This window comes from Streptomyces sp. NPDC001594 (assembly GCF_042893675.1).
Taxonomy (GTDB): Bacteria; Actinomycetota; Actinomycetes; order Streptomycetales; family Streptomycetaceae; genus Streptomyces.
In genome coordinates this window covers 73,420-94,411 of sequence record NZ_JBIAVB010000005.1, presented here as the reverse complement: position 1 = coordinate 94,411, position 20,992 = coordinate 73,420, and the positions used below count along the sequence as shown (strand labels likewise).

Sequence of the window (20,992 nt, the reverse complement as noted above, 5' to 3'; positions counted from 1 at the left end):
CGATGACCCCTGCCCCGCACACCCCGGGCTCCGACGCCCGGACCACCCGGCTGGCCCTGGACGCCCGCGACGGCGACCCGGCCAAGACCGACCGCCTCGTCCGCGCGCTCCACCGCGACGTGTGGCATTACGTGGCCCACCTCAGCGGCGACCGGCAAGCCGCCGACGATCTCACCCAGGAGGTGTTCCTGCGGGCCCTGGCCGCCCTCCCCCGGTTCGAGGGCCGCTCCTCGGCGCGGACCTGGCTGCTGTCCATCGCCCGCCGGACCGTGGCGGACGGCTTCCGCCGCGCCGCCGCCCGCCCGCGGCTCGCGGACCGGCAGGACTGGCAGGCGGCCGCCGAGCGGAGCCAGCCGTCCGGACTGCCGGGCTTCGAGGACGGGATCGCGCTGGCGGACCTGCTGGCCGTGATACCGGCCGAGCGCCGGGAGGCCTTCCTCCTCACCCAGGTCTACGGCCTCGGCTACGCCGAGGCGGCGGCCGCCGTCGGCTGCCCCGTCGGCACCGTGCGCTCCCGGGTCGCCCGCGCCCGACTGGCACTGGCGGCCCTCCTCGCGGAGCCGCACCGGACCCCGGCGGTCTCCACAGGAGCGATGTGAACAGCGCCTTCAGTCCCGCACTTGCCGCAGTCATGAATGGGAATGCCTCTTGGATGATTGACTGTCCCCACTCGACCCCCAGTGGCCTGATTCCGTGTCCGGATCCAGTCGCCCCGCCGGGGTCACCCCTGGTTCACTGACACGCACCGGCCCCGGACGGACGAGCGGCTCTCTCCGTCCCGGGATCACCGGCCCGGGGCCCCTGCGCGGCGATCGTGGTGTTCGCCACGCAGGGGCCGTGAACCGTTCCCCGGCCGGCGGCGTCCCAGCAGCGCGAATGAGCCCCCGTCACGGCCGCCCCCTCGACCCCGCCGGCCGGGGCCGGCGGGGTCGAGGGGAACGTGTACCCCCGGGGCCGCCGGGTAGCCGCCGACCATGGACGGCGCACGGCGCAGGACACAGCGGGTGGACCGGATCGCCGAGCCCTGGGGCGGCCGGACGCCCTACGGGCGCCACCAGGAATGGCCGGCCCGGCAGGACGCGTACCTGGCCGAGGGGGTGGGGCCGCAGGACGTCGAGCGGTGGGTGCAGACCGCCTCGATCCTGCACTCCGACGGGGACGCCATGGACATCGCCGTCCGCGACGGCGCGATGGTCGGGGTGCGCGGACGCGTCGTGGACCGGGTCAACCGCGGCCGGCTCGGCCCCAAGGACGCGTTCGGCTGGCAGGCCAACGCCTCCCCCGACCGGCTCACCACCCCCCTGGTCCGCCGCGCCGGGCGGCTGGTCCCCGCCGACTGGGACACCGCGATGGACCTCGTCGTCTCCCGCTCCCGGGACCTGCTGTCCGAGCACGGCCCCGGCTCGATCGGCTTCTACACCTCCGGCCAGCTGTTCCTGGAGGAGTACTACACCCTCGCCGTGCTGGCCCGCGCCGGCATCGGCACCAGCCACCTCGACGGCAACACCCGCCTGTGCACGGCCACGGCGGCCGAGGCCCTCAAGGAGACCTTCGGCTGCGACGGACAGCCCGGCAGCTACGACGACATCGACCACGCCGACGTCATCGCCCTCTACGGCCACAACATCGCCGAGACCCAGCCGGTGCAGTGGATGCGGATCCTGGACCGGCTCGACGGCGCCGACCCGCCGCGGCTGCTCTGCGTGGACCCGCGCCCCACCCCGGTGGCCCGCCGGGCCGCCGTGCACCTCGCGCCCCGCGCCGGCACCAACGTGGCCCTCCTGAACGCCCTCCTGCACGAGGTCATCCGCGCCGGGCACATCGACCGCGACTGGATCGACGCCCACACCGTGGGCTTCGAGGAGCTGGAGAAGGCCGTAGCGGACTGCGGTCCCCGGTGGGCGGCGGACATCTGCGACGTCCGCGTCGCGGACGTCATGGCGGCGGCCGAACTGCTGGGCACGGCGGACCGGCTGCTGTCCACCGTCCTCCAGGGCGTCTACCAGTCCCACCAGGCCACCGCCGCGGCCGTGCAGGTCAACAACCTGCACCTGATCCGCGGCATGCTGGGCCGGCCGGGCGCCGGGATCCTCCAGATGAACGGACAGCCCACGGCGGAGAACACCCGCGAATGCGGCGCGAACGGCGACCTGCCGGGCTTCCGCAACTGGGAGAACGAGGAGCACGTCGCCGACCTGGCCGAGGTCTGGAACGTGGACCCCTCGGCCATCCCCCGCCACAGGCCGCCCACGCACGCCATGCAGATGTTCCGCTACGCCGAGCAGGGCTCGCTGCGGATGCTGTGGATCAGCGGCACCAACCCGGCCGTCTCCCTGCCCGAACTGGCCCGCGTCCGTTCGGTGCTGTCGCGGCGGCGGCTGTTCACCGTCGTCCAGGACCTGTTCCTGACGGAGACCGCGCAGCTGGCCGACGTCGTCCTGCCCGCGGCGACCTGGGGGGAGAAGTCCGGCACCTTCACCAACGCCGACCGCACCGTCCACCTCTCCGACCGGGCCGTCGACCCGCCCGGTGAGGCGCGGGCGGACCTCGACATCTTCCTCGATTACGCCCGTCGCATGGACTTCCGGGACAAGGACGGCGCCCCCCTGGTCTCCTGGCACGACCCGGAGTCCGCGTTCGAGGCGTGGAAGCGGTGCAGCGCCGGCCGGCCCTGCGACTACACGGGCCTGTCCTACGGGAAGCTGCGCGGCGGCAGCGGCATCCAGTGGCCGTGCGACGCGTCGGCCCCCGGGGGAACGGACCGGCTCTACACCGACGGCATCGGCTGGGCGCACCCCGACGTCTGCGAGTCCTACGGAAAGGACCTGGTCACCGGCGCCGCCGTGTCGGTGGTCGAGTACCGCTCGCTCAACCCGGACGGCAAGGCGGTGATCAAGGCCGCCGAGTACCTCCCGCCGCACGAGGACACGGACGCGGACCACCCCTTCCAGCTCACCACGGGCCGCACCCTCTACCACTTCCACACCCGTACGAAGACCGGCCGCACCCCGCAGCTCGACGCCGCTGCACCGGACGTCTGGGTGGAGATCTCGGCGGCCGACGCGGACGCGCGCGGCCTGGACGAGGGCGACCTGGTGGAGGTCTCCAACGCCCGGGGCGCCCTGCGCGGCCGGCTGCGGGTGACCGGCATCCGGCCGGGGCTGCTGTTCGTGCCCTTCCACTACGGCTACTGGGACACCCCCGCGGGCTGCGGCCCCGACGGCACGGTGCCCGGCCGGGCGGCGAACGAGACCACCGTCACCGACTGGGACCCGGTGTCCAAACAGCCCCTGTTCAAGACGGCCGCCGCGGCGGTCCGGCTGGTGGCGAAGGGCGACGGCCGGCCCGCCCCGGCCCCCACCACCACCGCTTCCGCCCCCGTGCGCGGCGGCACCGCGGCGGCCACGCGGGGCGGCCCCGCGGCCCAGGTGTCCGAGGTCGCGTACCCGGACGCGGCGGGCCCTGACCGACCGACGGGAGGCACCCGGTGAAGGGCATGGACGGCATCGGGCTCACCCTGCACGCGCTGCACCACGGCGAGCGCGGACTGGCCCACGATCTGGAAGTCGTGGCGGAACGCCACCGCACGGACCACGAGGTCCACCACGTCGCCAAGGACCTGGTCCGCTGGTCGGAGGAGCACTGCCGGCGCATCGCCGAAGCGGGCCGCCCCTACGGCCTCGACCTCGACGGGCCCGCCGGCTCCCCCACCTCCGCACTGGTGTCCGCGCTGCGGGAGAAGCCGACCGAAGCCCTCGGGCCGCGGCCGCGGGCGGGCCTGCTCCTGCTGAGCGACCTGCGCGCACTGCACCTGGCCGCGGCCGGGAACTCCCTCTACTGGGAGATGCTCGCCCAGGCCGCCCAGGCCGCGCGCGAACCCCGCCTCCTGGAGCTGGCCACCGCCTGTCACCCACAGACCCTGCGGCAGATGCGCTGGACCAACACCATGATCAAGGACCTGGCTCCCCAGCTCCTGACGAGCGTGTGAGAGGAGACGTGCGGAAGCCCGGCCCCGGGGGAGGTGAGGGGGGCCGGGCGGGACCGCGGGGGTCGTGGACCGGGGGGAGATCACGACGCGCCCCGGGGTCCCGTGGCGCGTCTGCCCCGCCGGTGCGGCCCCAACCCCCGGGGCCCGCGGATCCTGGCGGCGCGCGTCAGCCCATGACGTGGCAGGTGCCGCCGCGGACCATGTCGAGGTGCATGGCGACCACGGGCCGCGCGTTCTTCGCGGCGGCCACGACCTGGGCGTCTTCACCGTTCGCGATCTCGTCGTCGATGGTCTTGAGGGTGGCCTGGTGGGCGTCGGCCTGGGCCTTCAGCCACGCCGTGTCGTAGCCGGGGGTCCCGGCCTTGGCCTGGATCTCCGCCAGCTGCGCCCGCTGGGCCTCGGTGGGCTTGCCGGGGAGGGTGACGTGCAGCTTCCCCGCGAGCGCCTTGAGGTCGGTGTCCAGCTTGGTGTGGTCCTTGACCAGTGTGCGGCCCACGTCCTTGACGCAGGTGTCCCGCGCGTTCGCCCGGGTGTCCGTACCGGCGGCGATCTCGGCCAGGTTGCCCTGGTGGACGGTCACGACGAACTTCTGGTCGTCGTGGCCGGTCTGTCCGGCGGCGACGGCCGCCGGGGTGAACGTGCCCATGGCGACGGCGGCGACGGCCGCCGCGATGACGAAGCGTGAAGGGCGCATGGCGCCTCCTGGAGGGGAAGCGGCCGGCGCCCTGCCGGCGGCCGGCCGGTGTCCTGTGCGTCTACCCCGGCCGGTTGGCCGAAACGGGTCGGGACGGGGGCGGTCAGTGGCCGAGGGCCTTCTTCAGCTCGGCCTTGTCCATCTGGGACCGGCCCTTGATGTTCCGCTGCTTCGCCTCGTTGTAGAGCTGGTCCTTCGTCGGTCCCTGGGAGCCGCTGTGCGACCGCCGGCCGCCTCGCTCGGACGAGGACATGTCCTCGATGGAGGACCTGCTGGCCGTCTTCGACTCGCCGGAGCGGGCGCGTTCCTTGTTCACGGTGCGGGCGGCGATCTCCTCGGCCCGCTTCGTGGACTCGCCGCGGTCGAGTGCCGAGTCCTTGATGTGCTCGTACTGCCGTTCCCTCTTCGGGGAGGAACCACGGGGCATGGCCTTCTCCTTTCCCTGCCTCGGGGGACGGGCCGGCTGGTGCCGGCCGTGTCCCGCGCCTACCCCCTCCGGGCGCCGTCATGGGTGCCCGCGTTCACCCGTTCGCACGGCATGGGCCCGCGGATCCGGGGCAGAAGCCCGCATCCGAGAGTCACAGAGGAGGTGGCCATGTCCGCGCAGGGAAGCAGCCGCCCGGACGGGACCGTCCGCCGGGCCACCGTGGAACCGGCCGGTCCGTGGCAGGACTTCGACGAGGTCCTGGAGCGGATGCTCGACCTGTTCGACCCCGCTCGCCCCGCGGGGCGCGGGAGCGGCGGTGAGAACGCGCCGGAGAGGAGCCTACGGCCATGAGCGAGAACGAGACGCGGGGGGACGAGGTGTACCAGCCTCATGACGAGGCGGAGCCCGGGGAGTCCCAGCCGGACATGGAGAACGCGCTGGGCGAACCGGACCTGGACCAGACGCTGGACAGCGGTTACTCCCCGCCCGACCGCCCCCTGGCGGTCACCCGCCACGGCACCACCGCCGAGGAGCAGCGCGCCGGGGAGACCCTCGACCAGCGGCTCGCCCAGGAGCAGCCGGAGCCGGACGGCACCGGCGCGGGCGGGGGGTCCGAGGCCGCTCCGGGCGAGGACCTGGCCGGGGTGGGCGGCGACGGGGGCGGTGACGGGGGCGAGGACATGACCGGAGACCCCTACGGCGACGCCTCCACCGCCGGGCGGGACCGGGCGGGCCGGATGGCCCCGGCCGAGGAGGAGCGACCGGTGCGGCACATCTCGGTGCTGGCCCGCGACGCCGGGATCAACGGCGGGGCCGCTTCCGCCGAGGAGGCGGCCGTGCACGTGGTCGAGGAGGAGCCGGAGGAGCCGGACGCCGAGCCGTAGGGGCGCCCCCGGCCGTACGGCCCCGGGAACGAGGTGTTCCCGGGGCCGTCCCATGTGCGCGGCCGGGGGTGCGCGGCCCGGCCGGACCGGTCAGCTGGGGAAGCGTTCCCAGACGCGGTGCTTCTCCAGGGCCGCGGCGAGTGCGTCGACCACCGACTCGCCCGAGTCGCCGACGATGACGCCGGGTGCGTCCGCGGTGACACCGGCGGCCCGGAGGGCCCGTTCGCCCCCGTTCCAGCCGCCGATGGCCTTGCCGTGCCGGTAGGCCTCGGTGACCAGGAGCAGCACGCGCGGGTCCACCTCCGGCGCGCCGGGGCCGCCCGCCTTGGCGTCGCGGGCTCCGCCGGCGTCGGCGGCGGGACGCGGGGCCCCGGCGAGGACGAGGGCGTCGTACTCCACCGACCGTGCCGTGGCGAAGGTGCGCTGGACGGCGACGGGTTCGCCGTCCCCGCCGTCGAGGGCGCCCCCGGTGGGGGCGATGACCAGTGGGATCAGGCCCTGTGCGAGGGCGGCCCGCCGCACGGACCGCACGTCCTCCGGCTTCCCGGCCGGGTCGGCGACGATGCCGACCACCCGGCCGTCGACCGGCCAGCTCCCGCCCAGCTGGGAGAGGGCGGGGCTGGGTTCGACGTCGGCGAGGGGGACGCCGGGCTCGGCGGCGGGCAGCCCCAGTCCGGCGGCGACCTCGGCGCACAGCCCGGGGTCGATGTTGGCGAGGACGCCCACCATCCGTTCCCGCACCGCCTGTTCCTGGCACTTGCCCAGTTCGAAGGTGTACGCGGCGACGATGTGCGCGCGCTCGGGCGGGCTCATGCTCAGCCAGAACAGGCGTGCCTGGCTGAAGTGGTCGGCGAACGAGAGGGGGGCCTCGCGGGTCTTGTCCGCGGCGGGGACGTGGACCGGGGCCTCGATGAACGCGGCCGAGTCCGGGCCCGCGAGGAAGGGGCAGCCGCCGTCCAGGCTGTTGGGCCGGTAGGGGGCGACGCCCGTGTGCACGGCGGTCTGGTGCATGCCGTCGCGCAGCATGTCGTTGACGGGGGCGTGCGGGCGGTTCACCGGGATCTGGGCGAAGTTGGGTCCGCCGAGCCGGCTGATCTGGGTGTCCAGGTACGAGAAGAGCCGGCCGGCGAGCAGGGGGTCGTCGGTGACGTCGATGCCCGGCACCAGGTGGCCGGGGTGGAAGGCGACCTGTTCGGTCTCGGCGAAGAAGTTCTTGGTGTTGGCGGTCAGGGTCAGCCGGCCGACGGGCTGCACGGGGCAGCGCTCCTCGGGCACGAGCTTCGTGGGGTCGAGGAGGTCGATGCCCTCGAAGGTCTGCTCGGGGGTGTCGGGGAAGACCTGGACGCCGAGTTCCCAGGAGGGGAAGGCGCCGGACTCGATGGCGTCGAAGAGGTCGCGGCGGTGGAAGTCCGGGTCCGTCCCCCCGATCATCTGGGCCTCCTCCCAGGTCAGGGAGTGCACGCCCAGTTCCGGCTTCCAGTGGAACTTGACCAGGGCCGTCTCCCCCGCCTCGTTGACCAGGCGGAAGGTGTGGACGCCGAAGCCCTCCATCATCCGGTAGGAGCGGGGGATGCCCCGGTCCGACATGTTCCAGAGGGTGTGGTGGGTGGCCTCGGTGTGCAGGGAGACGAAGTCCCAGAAGGTGTCGTGCGCGCTCTGGGCCTGCGGAATCTCGCGGTCGGGGTGCGGTTTGGCGGCGTGGACGACGTCGGGGAACTTGAGGGCGTCCTGGATGAAGAAGACGGGGATGTTGTTGCCGACCAGGTCGAAGGTGCCCTCCTCGGTGTAGAACTTCGTCGCGAAACCCCGGGTGTCGCGCACGGTGTCGGCGGATCCGCGCGAGCCGAGGACGGTGGAGAACCGGACGAAGACGGGGGTTTCGACGTCTCGGCCGAGGAAGGCCGCCTTGCAGACCTCTCCGGCCGCCCCGTAGCCGCGGAAGACGCCGTGGGCGCCCGCGCCGCGGGCGTGCACCACGCGCTCGGGGATGCGTTCGTGGTCGAAGTGGGTGAGCTTCTCCCGCAGGTGGTGGTCCTGGAGGAGGACCGGCCCGCGGGGGCCGGCCTTCAGGGAGTGGTCGCTCTCGTACAGCCGGGTGCCCTGCGCGCTCGTCAGGTAGGGGCCGCTCTGGGCCTCCCGGGCCGGCCGCGTACCGGTGGGCTGTCCGGTCGGGCTGACGGTCTCCGGGCCCTCCTGGTCGGGCTTGGGCGGCAGCGGCGGGCGCGGGCCGGCCGGTTCCCCGAGGCCGGGCGCGGCCGCTCCCGGCCTGCCCGGTGCCCGGGGCGGGGAGCCGGCGGAGGCGGCGTGGTCGGGCTCGTACGTCTCGGACATGCTCTCTCCCTGGAGTTCGGGGTTGGGGGTTGGGGGTTGGGGGTTGGGGTTCGGCGGAGTCCGGCCGGTGGCCGTGGCCTCGGGCCGCCCCGCCAGCGGCGCCTACCCGGGGCCGTCCGGCCGAACCGGGAGCTCCGCCACGCCGTCGGACAGCGGCGGCCGGAGCGGAGCTCAGGGCGGCTAGTGGGACGGGGAGAGGGCCGGGAGGACCTTGGTGCGGAAGTTTTCGAAGAACGGGGCCTGGTCGGGTCCGATCTGGCCGATGTACACCTCGTCGAAGCCGGCGTCCACGTACGCGCGGACGGCTTCGACGTGGGCCTCGGGGTCGTCGCCGCAGGGGACGGACTGCGCGACCTGTTCCCGGGTGACCAGCTCGCTCGCCTGCTCGAAGTGGGCGGGGGTGGGCAGGATCTGGGCCAGTTCGCCCGGGAGGAGTTCACTGGGCCAGAGCCGGTGGACGGTGTCCACGGCCCGGTCCCGGTCCTCGTCCCAGCAGACCTTCAGCCCGCCGACCACCGGCTTTCCGGCGCCGCCGCCCTCGCGGAAGGCGCCGATGAGCTCCTCGTCCGGGCTCATCAGGACGTACCCGTCCCCGATGCGCCCGGCGAGTTCGGCCGCGTTCGGTCCGAAGCCGGAGACGAGGACCGGCGGCGGCGCGTCGGGCGCCGTGTACAGGCGGGCGTTCTCGACGGTGTAGTACTCGCCGCGGTGGCTGACGAGCTCGCCGGTGAAGAGCCGGCGCATGACCTCCACGGCCTCCTCCAGCATGGCGGCCCGGTCGGCGAAGGGGGGCCAGCGGTCGCCGTGGACGTGCTCGTTGAGGGCTTCGCCGGTGCCCACTCCGAGGGTGAAGCGGCCGTCCAGCAGCACGCTGGAGGTGGCCGCCGCCTGGGCGGTGACGGCGGGGTGGATCCGCACGGTGGGGCAGGTGACCAGGGTGGTGACGGGCAGGGAGACGGCCTGCGAGAGCGCCCCGATCACCGACCACACGAAGGGGCTGTTGCCCTGGGCGTCGTTCCACGGGTGGAAGTGGTCGGAGATCGCGAGCCGGGTGAATCCGGCCTCCTCGGCCCGGCGGGCCTGGTCGAGCAGCTGCGCGGGGGTGAACTCCTCGCACGCCAGGAAATAGCCGAACTCGGTCATGGACAGCACCTTTCGTCGGGGCGGGCGGCCACGTCCGCCTGGGCCGCGGGCCGCGCCGTGGGCTCCTGTGCGCGTCTGCCCGCCCTCCGCCGCCGGACACCGGGGCCGCCGGTCGGGGAAAGTCCGCCCGCGCAGACATGGCCGCCCCGGTTCGGGGGAGGCGCCGGGCATGAGTGCCCACTCCCCCGACCCCGATCCCCGCAACACCACAGGTCTGGAACCCGGCGGCTCGGTGCCGCCCGGGGAGACCCCGCCCGCCGAGGCGAGCACCGCGTCCGGAGCCGGACCCCACCGCCCGCTCAAGCGCGGCTGGTCCAAGGGGCCGCTCGTGGCCATCGTGCTCCTGGCGGTGCTCGTCGCGCTGTTCTTCCTCGCGTACGGGATCGTCATCGCCCTGTGACGCGTGTGGCGTCAGTCCTCAAACCCCCGGCGGAGGGCGCCTCCGCCTAGGGCCTGTCCGGCGGATCAGGGTCGGACAGGCCGCGGTGTCCGGCGCGGTGCATCGCAAGGCGCCGGAGCGTCTCGATAGCGGAGCTATTGGGGCGTTTCGGCAACGCCGCGAGGCGCCGTGCCGGACACCGCAGCCCCGGCCATGATCCGCCGGACAGGCCCTAGTCGTTCTCCCGGAAGTCCGTGAGGTGGCCGATCACGTCGCGGGCCACCTCGGTCGCGGTGCGCCCCTCGCGGAAGGCCCGGGCGCGCAGCAGGGCGAGTGCCTCGTCGGCTCCCAGCTTCAGCTGGGACATGATCATTCCGGCTGCCTGGTAGACCTCGGTCCGGTGGTTCTCGGCGTCGTGGAGCCAGGCCGCGACCCCCTCCACGGGGGCGGGGCTGTGGTCGAAGGCGGCCAGCAGGACCGTCACGGCGTCCGCGGCGAGCATGGCCGCGCGCAGGTCCGGCGCCTTGAGCATGCCGGGGCTGTCGCGGTAGAGGTCCATGGTGCCGAGGACCGCCGCGGGGGTGCCCAGCGGCACCGAGAACACCGCCCGCGCCCCGGCCTCGACGGCCTGCGGGGCGAACAGCGGCCACCGGCGGGCGTCGGAGCCGCGGGCGAGGTCGGGGGCCAGGACGGGGGCGAAGACCTCCACGGCCCGCACGGCCGGCCCCTCCCCCAGGGTGAACTGGATCTCCGTGAGCCGGCCAGCGGTCTCGTCGCTCGCGCAGAGCCGGGTCACGGCGCCCCCTTCGCCGCTCACGCTCATGGCCAGCCCGCTCACGGGCAGCAGATCCAGGACGGCGCCGCAGAGCCGGGAGGGCAGGAGCTCCGAGGGGACCCCGTCCAGGGCGTGCACCAGCCCGCGCACGACGTCGCCGGGTTCGCCGGGGGGGTGCTGCTCGCCGGGGTCACCGCGAGCCCGGGGGTCGTGCTCGTCCGACCGGTCCAGGGGCACGGTGCTCACCTCCCAGCCATCGGCGCCCGGCCCGTCCCCGTCGGCCCCGCGCCTCACCTCCCGGCGGCGCCGCGGATCCCGTGCGGCTCCGGCAGCCCGTCGGGTGCCCGCGCCGCTCCGGCCCCGGGCAGCGGACCGGCGGCGAGGAGCTCCAGGAGGCCGACGATCTCGTGCCCCGCTTCGGCCGGGTGGCGGAACCGGCCTCCGGGCACGATGGCGTACCGGTTGCGCCGCCCGTCGGCGGCCCGGTCCCGCCGCAGGTAGCCGTCCTGTTCCAGGTCGGCGACGATCGCCTGCACGGTCCGTTCGGTGAGACCGCAGCTCACCGCCACGTCACGCAGCCGGACGCCGGGGTCCCGGGAGATCGCGAGGAGGACGCGGGCGTGGCTGGTGAGGAAGGTCCACCGGGGCCGACGCTCGATAGCCGGTTCCATATCCACCACTATGCCGCATATGGGGAGTGATGGATCACCTGTATTGGATTTCCGGCAAATCTTGACGTACATGCCGAATCCGTTGAAAATCCGATCAGAGCATCTCTTCGGGCCTTCTGGAGAGTCCCATGAGCGCCTACGCCGACCCCGAGATCCCCCGCGACGAGCACGGCCTTCCCGACAGGCCGATGAACGTGACCGTGCGCCGGGACGGCCCGGACACGGCCGCGGTCCGGATCACCGGGGAGGTCGGGACCGACCGGGCCGACGAGCTGCGGCTCGCACTGCTGGCCGCCCTGGACGCCTGTCCCGGAGGGATCAGCCTCGACCTCGCCCGCGCCGGGTTCCGTGACTGCTCCGGACTGAACGCGCTCCTCGAGGTGGAACGCGCCGCGGCGGCCCGGCACCGGCCGCTGACGGTCACGGCCGCGCCGCCCGCGGTCCGGCGCCTCCTCGACGTGGCGGGCCCGCCGGCCCCCGCCACCGGCGGGGCGGCCCCCGGTACGCCACGGCGGGCGACGGCGCCGCCGGAACCGCGAGGCGCGCGCGGCTTCGAGGTGAGCCGGGCCCGGCTGGAAGCTCCGGACCCCGGCGACGGTCTCTGGGTGGTCTTCCTGGAGGGCTCCGTGGAACCGCACGAGCGCGCGGCCCTGCGGCACGCCCTGGCCGGGGCCGACCCGGGCACACCGGCCTACGTGGTCGAGCTCGGAGGCCTGCGGCTGATGACACCGGCGGCCACGGTCGTGCTGACCGAGCTGGGACGCACCCTGTCCGCGCACGGCCGCCGCCTGCTGCTGGTGGGCACGCGCCGGCTGACCGACCCGGTCGTGCAGCTGAGCCGCACGTCCGGCTTCGTGGAGTTCCACGCCCGCCTGGACCGCGCCCTGGCCTCCGCCTGCGCGCCGCGCCCCGGCCACCGGTGCGCGGACCGGCCCGGGCTGGAGGACGGCCGGGCCGACGAGCGGCCCGCCTGACACGGGGCCGCCCCGGGCGGCGCTCAGGCCGGGTGGCCCGCCTCGATGTCCCGTACGTCCCCGAACCTCAGCGGCGTGGCGGGGCCGGGTGCGGCCGGCGCGTCCTCGACCGGGGCGAGCAGGAAGCCCTCGTGGTCGCCTCCCGCGACGACGGCCTCGATCCGGCCGGTGAACCAGGCCGCCACGCCCGTCAGTACCGGGCTGCCCTCGCGCCCCGGCCGCCAGTCGATCCCGGCGAACTTGTCCGTGCGGTCGCCGGTCCGGCCGCCGAAGAGGCGGGCCAGCGCCTCCTGCTCCCGGCGCAGGACGTGGACCGTGAGGTAGCGGGCGCGGCGCGCCACGCCGTACGTGTGGTTCTGGACCGACAGCCACACGACGAACCGCGGCGGGTCGATCGAGCACTGCGAGGCGAATCCGACCAGACAGCCGGCCCGCAGTCCGTCCGCGGCCGCCGTGACCACGTACAGCGGGCCGTCCTGCGCGACGGCGAAGTCACCGAGGTCCGGTTCCGGCATGACGGCTCTCCCTGAGGTCTGCGCTGGCCCCCCGCCCGCCCCTGCCCCGTCGCCCGGCCGGGCATGCGTGGCCGGGGCTCCCGTACGCCCACGGGCGCGGACATGGGTCCCGGGGTCGCGGGTAGACGCGGCCCCATGGACACGCACCGTATGACACCGGGACCGGGCCCGCTGCTCTCCCTGGTCGAACGGCTGGAACAGGCGCCGCAGGCCGACGCCCTGATCGGCGGGCTGCGCAAGGCCGTCCGGGCCCTGCCGCTCGGCCCGGCCCGCGACCTGCTCCACGGCCGACCGCTGGGCCATCCGGCCCATCCGCTGCTCGTCCAGGTGCCGATCGGCACCTGGCTGTCGGCCACCGTGGTGGACCTGCTCCCCGGGCGGCGCCGGCGCGGCGCCGCGCCCGTCCTGGTCGGGATCGGACTGGCCGCGGCGGCGCCGGCGGCCGCCGCGGGCTGGGCGGACTGGGCGGAGCTGCCGCCGGAACAGGCCCGGACCGGGCTCGTCCACGCCCTGGCCAACACCACCGGGGTCGCCCTCTACGCGTCCTCCCTGTACGCCCGGGCCCGCGGCCGGGACCGGCGCGGCCGCGCCCTGGCCCTGGCCGGACTCGCCGCGGTGGGCGCGGGCAGCGCGCTCGGCGGGCACCTGGCCTACCGGCAGGCGGCCGGCGCCAACCACGCCGAGCAGGTCGCGCACCAGGTGCGGGACGGATGGCGCCACCTGGGGCCGGTGACCGACTTCCCCCTGGGCCGGGCCGCCCTCGCGCGCGTCGACGGGGTGGACGTCCTCGTCGTCCGTGAGGAGGACGGCACCGTCCGCGCCCTGGCCGACCGCTGCTCCCACATGGGCGGCCCGCTGTCGGAGGGCGGGCTCGAGGACGGCTGTGTACGCTGCCCATGGCACGGCAGTCTGTTCCGGCTGGCGGACGGCTGGAACCTGGAGGGGCCCGCCACGGCCCCGCAGCCGGCCTTCGAGACCCGCGTCGTCGCGGGCCGCGTCGAGGCCCGGCTGATCCGGGGCCCCCGGCCGCACCGACGCGGCCGGGAACCGGCGCCGGCCGGCTGACGGGACGGAGGCCGCGCATGTGCAGCCGACTGACACGGCCCCGCCCCCGGAGGGCGGGGTGAGCCCGGTGGTGGCGGCCGACCGGACGGGCGCGGTGCTGGCGTGGGTGCTGGAGCGCTCGCACCAGGCCTCGGCCCGGCAGGTGCCGGCCCTGATCCAGGACGCGGCACGGAAACTCGGCCTGACCGAGACGCGCCTGTACCTGGCCGACCTCCGGCAGCTGCGGCTCGTGGCGCTGCCCCAGCTGGCCGCCGACCGGCCGGAGGCGGCGGAGACGGAGGAGGCCGACGAACGGGCGGAGGCACTGGACATCGACGCCTCCCTGGCCGGTCTGGCCTACCGCGGCCGGCAGGTCCAGCTGTCGCGCGACCGGACCATCGCCTGGGTGCCGATGATCGACGGCGTCGAGCGGGTCGGCGTCATGCGGGTGACGGGACCGGCGCTGGACGACGGCGGCGTGGAGGCGTGTCGGGCCCTCGCGGCGCTGGCGACCCTGATCGTCGTCTCCAAGGCCACCCACCACGACCTCCTGGTCGTCCGGGGCCGCAGCCGGCCCATGACCCTGCAGGCGGAACTGGTCTGGGCGTTCCTGCCGCCGCGCACCATCGGCACCAGCCAGGCGACCTCGACCGCCGTCCTGGAGCCCGCGTACGAGATCGGCGGCGACGCCTTCGACCACAACTTCACCGACGGCGGGCTCCACCTGACCCTGCTGGACGCCATGGGGCACGACCTCGCGGCCGGCGGGGCCGGCGCCGCCGGGCTGGCCGCGTGCCGGTCCACGCGCCGCGCCGGCGGCACCCTGCAGGACATCTCCACCACCATCGAGCGGACCCTCCAGCAGTGGATCCCGGACCGTCTGATGACCGGGGTCCTCGCCCATCTGGACACCCTTCGCGGGGAGTTCACCTGGATCAACTGCGGCCACCCGCCACCCCTGCTGATCCGGGACGGGCACGTGGTGCCGGCGGCCCTGGAACGCCCGGCCCAACTGCCCTTCGGCCTGGGCTTCCACACGCAGTCCCCTCCCCCGGCGCACCGGGCCCGCCTCCAGCCCGGTGACCGGGTGCTGCTTTACAGCGACGGGGTCACCGAGGCGCGCTCGGCCACGGGCGAACTGTTCGGCGAGGAGCGGTTGACCGACACCGTGATCCGCTCGATGGCCTCGGGGACCACGGCCCCCGAGGCCCTGCGCCGGCTGGTCCTGGACCTCCTCACCCACCAGGACCAGCGGCTGCACGACGACGCGACGATCCTCCTGGCCGAGTGGCACCCCACCGCGTGAACGGACGGGGTGCGAACGGCGCGGTTGCCGGGGCCGTTCAGAACCCGCCGAAGGCGCCCGCGTCCTGGAAGCGGCCCGCGTGCCGGCGCCGGTACTCGATCAGGCAGTGGGCCGCCGCGGCCCCCTCGCCGACGGCGGCGCCGACCCGCTTGACCGAACCCGACCGTACGTCGCCGACGGCGAAGACCCCGGGCAGGCTGGTCTCCATGGGGAGGGCGTCACGGCCGACGCCGGCAGTGCCGGTCCCGGTTGCGGTGCCGGTTCCGATCGCGGTCGCGGTTCCGGTGAGGACGTAGCCGCGGTCGTCGAGTTCGAGGGCGCCGTCGAGCCAGTCCGTGGAGGGGCGGCCGCCGATCAGGACGTACAGGCACTGCGCCGGGACGGTGCGCTCGCCCCCGGCGCGCTCGCGCAGCCGCAGCCCGGTGAGCCTGGTCCCGCCCAGGCATTCGGCCACCTCGGTGCCGAGCAGGACGTGCAGGCCCGGCGTCCTCTCGATGCGCTGGACCAGGTAGTTCGACATGGAGGCGCCGAGGTCGGTGCCCCGGACGAGGAGGGTGACCGAGCGGGCGTGCCGGGCGAAGTGCAGGGCGGCCTGGCCGGCCGAGTTGCCGGCGCCCACCATGTAGACGTCCTCACCGGCCGTTGAGGGCGCGTCGGACAGGGAAGCACCGTAGTAGACGCCGGAGTTGAGGAACCGCTCGGTGCCCGGGCAGGCGAGCCGGTTCCATTCCACACCGGTGGCGACCACGACGGCGGCCGCGGACACCGAGGCCGTCTCGGTGGTGCCCGCCTTGACGAACTCCACGGTGTGGTCGCCCGACTGGGCCGGGATCAGCCGGGTCGCCACCCGGGTGGGCTGCCATTCGACCCGGACCCGGCGGGCCTGCTGGAGCGCGCGCTGGGCGAGGTCGCCGCCGGTGAGGCCGACGGGGAAGCCCAGGTAGTTCTCGATGCGGGAGGTCGATCCGGCCTGGCCACCGGGTGCGTCGTCCTCGATGACGACCACGCTCATGCCCTCCGCCGCCGCGTACACGGCCGTGGAGAGCCCGCCGGGGCCGCCGCCGATGACCGCGACGTCGTAGCGTTCGCGTCCGGCGGGCCTGATCAGGCCGAGCCGGTCGGCCAGTTCACTGATGGAGGGGTCGACGAGTTCGGTGCCGTCGCCGAGCCGGACGGTCACCGGCGCGTCCGGCCGGTCCTGCGCCGTCCAGCGGAAGAGGACGTCGCTGCGGCCCAGGAAGTCGCGGACCGCGTAGGCGGCCGGGGAGAAGCGGTAGCCGCGCACCTCGGCGGTGGGCAGGCCGCCCCGGCGTTCCGCGTTCCAGGTGCACAGGGCGTCGTCGAGGGCGGTGCGCAGCCGCTCCGCCAGGCCCGTGCCGCCGTCTTCGCCGAGCAGCAGCCAGCGTGTGTGCGGGTGGCGTTCGGGGTGGCCTCCGGGGGTCTCGGCGGTGACCACCGCGGCGACGGGCACGGCCCGTCCGGCCAGCTGCCCCAGGACGCGCTCCGCCTCGGACAGCCCGCCGACCTGCAGGACGCGGAAGGACGTCCGGTACCAGCTCTGGACCTGTTCGGCCGTCTCGTGGCGGCGCAGCGGATCGGGGTCGGCGAGGAGGAGCACCGGCAGGGCGGTTTCGGACATGGGGTCTCCTGGAGGGTCGGTCGGTGGACGGTCCACCGGGTCAACGAGCCGAAGATCGTCGCGTGGCGCGCGCGGCGGCAGGGGAACGGGCGAACGAAGAGTCGATTGGGCAATCCGCGCGATCCTCGTGATCAAAGGGCACGTGGCGGCGTTGACCGTGAAGGTCCTTGTCGGGAGGGCCGCTTGGTTGTGACGCACGGAAGAAGGGGAGGCCCTCTGGTGTCAGAGAGCCTGGCCGATGTCATCGCGGTCGCCGGGAACGAGCTGCGGTTCCTGCGGAAGATGGCCGGAGACGTCGGCGAGAACGCCTGGGAGCGGCTGCTCGAATGGCTGATCGACGACTGGTTCCGGCTGGACGTGCTGGGGCTGGAGAACATCCCCGCCGACGGCCCGGCGGTCCTCGTCGCCAACCATTCCGGGGCCTGGGGGCTGGACGCCTTCGTCCTGCAGAAGACCCTCGTCCGCTCGCTGCGGCGGCCGCTGCACGTGCTGGCCGCGCCGTTCGTCTTCCGGCTCCCGGTGCTGGGCCGGTACGCCGCGCGCAAGGGCGCGGTGCCGGTGGACCAGCGGGTGGCGATGCAGCGGCTGGGCGAGGGGGAACTGGTCGCGGTGTTCCCGGAGGGCCTGGCCGGGCTGGAGAAGCCGTTCCAGGAGCGCTACCGGCTCCAGCCGTTCAATCCCGGTTTCGCGGTGGCGGCCCTGCACACCGGGGCCCCGGTCGTGCCGGTGACCGTCATCGGGGCGGAGGAGTCCTCGCCGCGGATCGGGGAGGTGCCGGCGCTGGCGAAGTTGCTCGACCTCCCGTACTTCCCGCTGACGTCTCCGTTCCCGCTGCCGGCGAAGTGGCTGATCACCGTGGGTGAGCCGATCGCCCCGCCGGAGCGGCCCAGGGGGTTCGGGGAGCGCGCGGCGGCGGCCCGCAGGCTCTCCTCGGAGGTCCAGCGGTCCCTCCAGGAGATGGTCGAGCGGGAACGGGAGCGGCGCGACGCGCTGGTGCGGTAGCTGCCGGGGCGCCCCCTCTCCCGGGGGGGGCGCCCCTTCTCCCGGGGGCCCCTTCTCCCGGGGGCCCCGGCAGCTCAGTCGGCGAGGCGGCGGGCGGCCGCGCGGACGTCGGCGGCCGCCCGGGTGCACCGCTGCGCGTGGTCCAGCAGCCGCATCCGGAAGTCCTCGCCGGTCTCGTCGCCGCTCCAGCCCGGTTCGGCGGCGCAGTCGGCGAGGCCGCGGGCCAGGGCGTCGAGCCGGTCGGCGTCGGCACGGACCAGCACCGCGTCCGCGGACGGCCCGGCGGCGCGCGCGGCCGGAGGGGCGGAGCCGGGGGCGGGGAGGGCGAGCAGCAGGGTGTGCGGGGCCAGGGTGAGCGGCATCCGGTCCGGGGGGAGGGCCGGGGAGATCAGGGCGGGCGGGGCGGCGTCCGTGAAGAAGCGGACGGTCTCCTCGGCGACCCGGGCGGCGAAGGCGCCGGCCGTGCAGCCGGTCGGGGATCCGCAGAACGGGGAGCCCGCGTCGGGCCGCGGGGTGTCGACGGGGTCCGCGTCCTCCCCGAGCCAGCCGGGGGCGGCCAGGATCTCGGTGCCGGTGGCGACGGCGAGCCCGTCCCAGACGAAGCGGGTCCGCACGGGGTGGACGGCGGCCTCGACCGGGGGGAAGCGGCGCAGCGCGAGGGCCACGGCCGCGGCGGGGCCGGGGGCCGCTTCGGGGACGCCGACGGCGGTGAGGGCGAGGGCCTGGAGGGCGGTGGTGACGGCCGCCTCCGAGACCACGGCCAGGGCGTGGGCCAGCGCCTCCGCGCGTCCGGCCTCCCCGGCGGGCGCCGCGCCCTCCGTACGGGCGGCGGGCACCGCGGGTCCGGCCGCCGCCCCGGCGGCCAGCCCGGCCGCCACGGTGCCGGGTTCCGGGTCGGCCAGGTAGGGGGCGATCCGGCGGCGCAGGGCGGCCGCCCGGTCCTCGTGGGCGCGGCTGCCCGCGGCCGCGGCGGTCCGCAGCAGGACCTCGCTGAGCAGGGTGTCGTCCGCCGCGGCCGCGCCCGCCACCACCCGGCGGGCGGCGCGCAGCAGCCCGGGCCGCCAGAGCTCCCAGGGCAGGGCGTGGTCCACGCGGCGGGCCCCGGCCACCCGCCGGAGTTCCTCGGCCAGCGCTCCGGCGAAGGCCGCCACGGGCGGGGCGGCGTCCGGCGGGAGCGGGACGTGGGGGTGCAGGCCGTGCCGGCGCCCGGCGGCGTCGAGGCGGACGGCGGGGGCCAGGGCGTCCGCGGCGGCGGCCGCGGCGAGGAGCCCGGTGGTGTCGGCCGGGCCGAGCGGGACGAGGAACGAGCCGAACGGGGTGCGCAGCCGGACGGGGCGGCCGGAGCGGCTGCGGCGCAGGTGGGCGAGGACCCCGCGGGCGGCGCCCTCGCGGGTGAGGGAGTCCAGGCCGAGGGCACGGGCGGGGGCGTCGGCCCAGGGCAGGCGGTGGGCGAGCATGGCCGCGCTGAACACCGCGTTCTCCAGCGGCCAGGCGGTGGCGGGGGTGGTCATCGGGGGGCGTTCTCCCTCGGGTCACACAGGGGCACGGACGGGGTCGCGGAGCCGGGGGCGGCCTCGGGGCGGGTCACCGGTCGCGGAGCATGTAGGGCTGGTTGGCGGTGATCTCGCCGTCGTAGCGGGCGATCAGGGCGTTGACCTGCTCGCGGTAGGGGGCCAGTTCGCCGCGCAGGCTGTCCGAGTAGGCCTGCGGGGCGTGCGAGAGGGGGTAGTCGTACGTCTCGTCGAGCCAGGCCAGTTCCAGCCAGCTCTCCGGGATGTCGTTCGGGGAGGCCGGGCCGCGGCCGTCCAGCATCGGGATCACGTCGTGCTTGTTGACCAGGCTGACGACCCGGGTGGTGTGGTCGGCGGGCCGCTTGTTGTCGATCGGGGAGCCGAGCGTGATCACGTGGGTGACCCGGTATTCGGAGGCGACGTCCGGGTCGGAGGCCAGGTTCATCGCGGTCAGGCCGCCGAGGCTGTGCCCGACCAGCATCAGCTCGGAGCCGGCCGGCACCCCGGCCCGCCGCAGCAGCTTCTTCACGGCCCGGGTGTAGGTGGTGTCGGTGCGCAGGCAGCCGTCGAAGGCGCCGATCAGGTCCTGCGGGGTGCTGTTGCTGAGGAGGGCGAAGCTGGTTCCGGGGAGCAGCAGCACGTGGCGCTGGGCGCCGTCCGCGCAGGCGACGCGGCGCAGGAGGACGAGGCCGTGGTTGCCGAGGGCGCCGATGTCGTTGACGTAGCTGACGATGTCGTTGCGGGAGGTGCCGAGGACCTTGGCGAGGATCGGGTCCGGCTCGGCGCGTTCGGCCCGGCCGGGGCCGGGGTTGAGGAACGCGAGGAGGGAGCTGGGCAGGCCGAGGAACGGGTCGGTGGTGGGGACTCCTCCGGCGAGGGTGACCCAGGAGAACTCGTCGTTGACGGGGTTCTCGTCCAGGAGTCCGGTCAGCGCCAGCAGTTCCATGATGACGGGGCTGACGGTGGTGAGGGCCCGGGTGACGCCGAGCCGTTCGACCAGCGCGTGCAGGGCGCGGGCGGCCTCCAGCCGGTCGCCGGCGACGAGGGCGCCGGTGAGGCGGCGGGCGTGGGCGGAGTCCAGGTTGGGGTGGGTGACGGTGGCGGCCTCGATGCGCAGGGCGAAGGCGTCCACCGCCATGGCGACGGCGGCGGGTCGGCGGCGCGTCACGTTGCCCGCGATCCGGGCGAGTTCGCCGACGATGCCGCCGTTGGCCCCGAAGCCGAGTCCGGCCGGTCCGGTCAGGGCGCGTACGCAGGACAGCGCGGTGCCCACGGCCCAGGTGGGGCGGCGCAGGGCCTGGAGGGCGAAGCGGCCGCCGGTCAGGGCTCCGGTGAGGTCGGCCCCGGCCCGTCTGGCGGCGAGGGCGGCGTCGGCGAGCAGGACGGAGGCGGCGATGAGGAGTTCGGTGTCGGTGCGCCCGTCCGCCCCGGCCGGAGCCGGTCCGGGCCGGGCGGGACCGGTGCCGGGGCCGCCGGGTGCCGCGCCGGCGGCCTGGGGGTGCTTCCGCTGTCCGTCGGAGAGCTGCCGGGTGGGGTTCCCGGTCGCCTGAGGCGTCACGTTCCAACCTCTCGTCGCATGACCCGTGTCCGCGACGCATGGTGGCACCGAACGGGGGCGCCTCCGGCGTACCGGGGCGCCCGCGCGGGAGCACGCTCCGCGCACCGCCCCCGCGCACGCCCCGCCGCCACTGGCATCCGGGCCTGCGGCG

The 20,992-nt window shown here is 75.3% G+C and carries 20 protein-coding genes; 10 read left to right on the top strand and 10 right to left on the bottom strand.

The genetic code is table 11. The annotated features are described in order from the left end of the window. Positions 1-2: 2 nt before the first annotated feature. The 3 genes from ACFY0O_RS11915 to ACFY0O_RS11905 all read left to right on the top strand — a co-directional run bounded on the left by ACFY0O_RS11915 (position 3) and on the right by ACFY0O_RS11905 (position 3,988). The gene (locus ACFY0O_RS11915) at positions 3-599 is read left to right on the top strand and encodes a sigma-70 family RNA polymerase sigma factor (protein ID WP_388945850.1); all 597 of its coding nucleotides are present in this window, start codon (positions 3-5) and stop codon (positions 597-599) included. Positions 600-974: 375 nt separating this feature from the next. Continuing rightward, the gene (locus tag ACFY0O_RS11910; protein WP_388945848.1) at positions 975-3,491 is read left to right on the top strand and encodes a molybdopterin oxidoreductase family protein; all 2,517 of its coding nucleotides are present in this window, start codon (positions 975-977) and stop codon (positions 3,489-3,491) included. Between the two features lie 5 nt (positions 3,492-3,496). Next, positions 3,497-3,988, top strand: a complete 492-nt coding sequence (locus ACFY0O_RS11905; RefSeq protein ID WP_388946687.1) for a hypothetical protein — start codon at positions 3,497-3,499, stop codon at positions 3,986-3,988. Between the two features lie 166 nt (positions 3,989-4,154). Here the strand turns inward: ACFY0O_RS11905 and ACFY0O_RS11900 are convergent, their stop codons facing one another. Continuing rightward, a complete protein-coding gene (locus ACFY0O_RS11900; protein ID WP_388945845.1) occupies positions 4,155-4,682 on the bottom strand; it encodes a DUF4142 domain-containing protein in 528 nt (175 codons plus the stop codon). Positions 4,683-4,785: 103 nt separating this feature from the next. Next, the gene (locus tag ACFY0O_RS11895; RefSeq protein ID WP_388945842.1) at positions 4,786-5,109 is read right to left on the bottom strand and encodes a plasmid stabilization protein; all 324 of its coding nucleotides are present in this window, start codon (positions 5,107-5,109) and stop codon (positions 4,786-4,788) included. Positions 5,110-5,277: 168 nt separating this feature from the next. On the opposite strand from ACFY0O_RS11895, the gene ACFY0O_RS11890 reads away from it, so the two are divergent. After that, a complete protein-coding gene (locus ACFY0O_RS11890) occupies positions 5,278-5,460 on the top strand; it encodes a hypothetical protein (protein ID WP_388945840.1) in 183 nt (60 codons plus the stop codon). Then, the gene (locus tag ACFY0O_RS11885) at positions 5,457-5,993 is read left to right on the top strand and encodes a DUF5709 domain-containing protein (RefSeq protein ID WP_388945837.1); all 537 of its coding nucleotides are present in this window, start codon (positions 5,457-5,459) and stop codon (positions 5,991-5,993) included. Before ACFY0O_RS11890 ends, ACFY0O_RS11885 begins: the two co-directional genes overlap by 4 nt. A gap of 90 nt (positions 5,994-6,083) precedes the next feature. On the opposite strand, the gene ACFY0O_RS11880 is transcribed toward ACFY0O_RS11885, so the two are convergent. After that, positions 6,084-8,324, bottom strand: coding sequence for a catalase (locus ACFY0O_RS11880; RefSeq protein WP_388945834.1), 2,241 nt, complete (start codon positions 8,322-8,324; stop codon positions 6,084-6,086). A 180-nt stretch (positions 8,325-8,504) separates the two neighbouring features. Continuing rightward, entirely contained in the window at positions 8,505-9,467 is a 963-nt protein-coding gene (locus ACFY0O_RS11875; protein ID WP_388945833.1) for an LLM class F420-dependent oxidoreductase, read from the bottom strand. Positions 9,468-9,636: 169 nt separating this feature from the next. Here ACFY0O_RS11875 and ACFY0O_RS11870 point away from each other — a divergent pair, with 169 nt between their 5' ends. After that, a complete protein-coding gene (locus tag ACFY0O_RS11870) occupies positions 9,637-9,867 on the top strand; it encodes a DUF6480 family protein (protein ID WP_388945830.1) in 231 nt (76 codons plus the stop codon). Positions 9,868-10,078: 211 nt separating this feature from the next. On the opposite strand, the gene ACFY0O_RS11865 is transcribed toward ACFY0O_RS11870, so the two are convergent. Then, the gene (locus tag ACFY0O_RS11865; RefSeq protein WP_388945827.1) at positions 10,079-10,867 is read right to left on the bottom strand and encodes an ANTAR domain-containing protein; all 789 of its coding nucleotides are present in this window, start codon (positions 10,865-10,867) and stop codon (positions 10,079-10,081) included. Between the two features lie 44 nt (positions 10,868-10,911). Continuing rightward, on the bottom strand, positions 10,912-11,292 hold the full coding sequence (locus tag ACFY0O_RS11860) for a winged helix-turn-helix domain-containing protein (protein ID WP_388945824.1): 381 nt from the start codon (positions 11,290-11,292) through the stop codon (positions 10,912-10,914). A 128-nt stretch (positions 11,293-11,420) separates the two neighbouring features. Between ACFY0O_RS11860 and ACFY0O_RS11855 the strand changes: the two genes are divergently transcribed. Beyond that, positions 11,421-12,266, top strand: coding sequence for an STAS domain-containing protein (locus ACFY0O_RS11855; protein WP_388945821.1), 846 nt, complete (start codon positions 11,421-11,423; stop codon positions 12,264-12,266). 23 nt (positions 12,267-12,289) lie between these two features. Here the strand turns inward: ACFY0O_RS11855 and ACFY0O_RS11850 are convergent, their stop codons facing one another. Continuing rightward, on the bottom strand, positions 12,290-12,781 hold the full coding sequence (locus tag ACFY0O_RS11850; protein WP_388945818.1) for a flavin reductase family protein: 492 nt from the start codon (positions 12,779-12,781) through the stop codon (positions 12,290-12,292). 135 nt (positions 12,782-12,916) lie between these two features. Between ACFY0O_RS11850 and ACFY0O_RS11845 the strand changes: the two genes are divergently transcribed. Beyond that, positions 12,917-13,846: a Rieske 2Fe-2S domain-containing protein gene (locus tag ACFY0O_RS11845; RefSeq protein WP_388945816.1), complete on the top strand. Its 930-nt coding sequence runs from the start codon at positions 12,917-12,919 to the stop codon at positions 13,844-13,846. Between the two features lie 19 nt (positions 13,847-13,865). After that, positions 13,866-15,131: a PP2C family protein-serine/threonine phosphatase gene (locus ACFY0O_RS11840; protein ID WP_388945814.1), complete on the top strand. Its 1,266-nt coding sequence runs from the start codon at positions 13,866-13,868 to the stop codon at positions 15,129-15,131. A 37-nt stretch (positions 15,132-15,168) separates the two neighbouring features. Here the strand turns inward: ACFY0O_RS11840 and ACFY0O_RS11835 are convergent, their stop codons facing one another. Next, positions 15,169-16,770, bottom strand: coding sequence for an NAD(P)/FAD-dependent oxidoreductase (locus ACFY0O_RS11835; protein ID WP_388945812.1), 1,602 nt, complete (start codon positions 16,768-16,770; stop codon positions 15,169-15,171). A gap of 219 nt (positions 16,771-16,989) precedes the next feature. Here ACFY0O_RS11835 and ACFY0O_RS11830 point away from each other — a divergent pair, with 219 nt between their 5' ends. Continuing rightward, a complete protein-coding gene (locus tag ACFY0O_RS11830; RefSeq protein ID WP_388945809.1) occupies positions 16,990-17,772 on the top strand; it encodes a lysophospholipid acyltransferase family protein in 783 nt (260 codons plus the stop codon). Positions 17,773-17,846: 74 nt separating this feature from the next. Here the strand turns inward: ACFY0O_RS11830 and ACFY0O_RS11825 are convergent, their stop codons facing one another. Both ACFY0O_RS11825 and ACFY0O_RS11820 read right to left on the bottom strand, forming a co-directional pair. Further along, a complete protein-coding gene (locus ACFY0O_RS11825; RefSeq protein WP_388945807.1) occupies positions 17,847-19,283 on the bottom strand; it encodes a hypothetical protein in 1,437 nt (478 codons plus the stop codon). Between the two features lie 73 nt (positions 19,284-19,356). Beyond that, positions 19,357-20,841, bottom strand: coding sequence for a hypothetical protein (locus ACFY0O_RS11820; protein ID WP_388945804.1), 1,485 nt, complete (start codon positions 20,839-20,841; stop codon positions 19,357-19,359). Positions 20,842-20,992 lie beyond the last annotated feature (151 nt).

Bases quoted from the DNA above. Each gene is read 5' to 3' on its own strand.
- ACFY0O_RS11890 (WP_388945840.1), top strand. From the start codon at position 5,278: ATGTCCGCGCAGGGAAGCAGCCGCCCGGACGGGACCGTCCGCCGGGCC.
- ACFY0O_RS11860 (WP_388945824.1), bottom strand. From the start codon at position 11,292: ATGGAACCGGCTATCGAGCGTCGGCCCCGGTGGACCTTCCTCACCAGC.
- ACFY0O_RS11825 (WP_388945807.1), bottom strand. From the start codon at position 19,283: ATGACCACCCCCGCCACCGCCTGGCCGCTGGAGAACGCGGTGTTCAGC.
- ACFY0O_RS11835 (WP_388945812.1), bottom strand. From the start codon at position 16,770: ATGTCCGAAACCGCCCTGCCGGTGCTCCTCCTCGCCGACCCCGATCCG.
- ACFY0O_RS11870 (WP_388945830.1), top strand. From the start codon at position 9,637: ATGAGTGCCCACTCCCCCGACCCCGATCCCCGCAACACCACAGGTCTG.
- ACFY0O_RS11905 (WP_388946687.1), top strand. From the start codon at position 3,497: ATGGACGGCATCGGGCTCACCCTGCACGCGCTGCACCACGGCGAGCGC.
- ACFY0O_RS11915 (WP_388945850.1), top strand. From the start codon at position 3: ATGACCCCTGCCCCGCACACCCCGGGCTCCGACGCCCGGACCACCCGG.
- ACFY0O_RS11885 (WP_388945837.1), top strand. From the start codon at position 5,457: ATGAGCGAGAACGAGACGCGGGGGGACGAGGTGTACCAGCCTCATGAC.
- ACFY0O_RS11910 (WP_388945848.1), top strand. From the start codon at position 975: ATGGACGGCGCACGGCGCAGGACACAGCGGGTGGACCGGATCGCCGAG.
- ACFY0O_RS11875 (WP_388945833.1), bottom strand. From the start codon at position 9,467: ATGACCGAGTTCGGCTATTTCCTGGCGTGCGAGGAGTTCACCCCCGCG.
- ACFY0O_RS11855 (WP_388945821.1), top strand. From the start codon at position 11,421: ATGAGCGCCTACGCCGACCCCGAGATCCCCCGCGACGAGCACGGCCTT.
- ACFY0O_RS11845 (WP_388945816.1), top strand. From the start codon at position 12,917: ATGGACACGCACCGTATGACACCGGGACCGGGCCCGCTGCTCTCCCTG.
- ACFY0O_RS11850 (WP_388945818.1), bottom strand. From the start codon at position 12,781: ATGCCGGAACCGGACCTCGGTGACTTCGCCGTCGCGCAGGACGGCCCG.
- ACFY0O_RS11880 (WP_388945834.1), bottom strand. From the start codon at position 8,324: ATGTCCGAGACGTACGAGCCCGACCACGCCGCCTCCGCCGGCTCCCCG.
- ACFY0O_RS11895 (WP_388945842.1), bottom strand. From the start codon at position 5,109: ATGCCCCGTGGTTCCTCCCCGAAGAGGGAACGGCAGTACGAGCACATC.
- ACFY0O_RS11900 (WP_388945845.1), bottom strand. From the start codon at position 4,682: ATGCGCCCTTCACGCTTCGTCATCGCGGCGGCCGTCGCCGCCGTCGCC.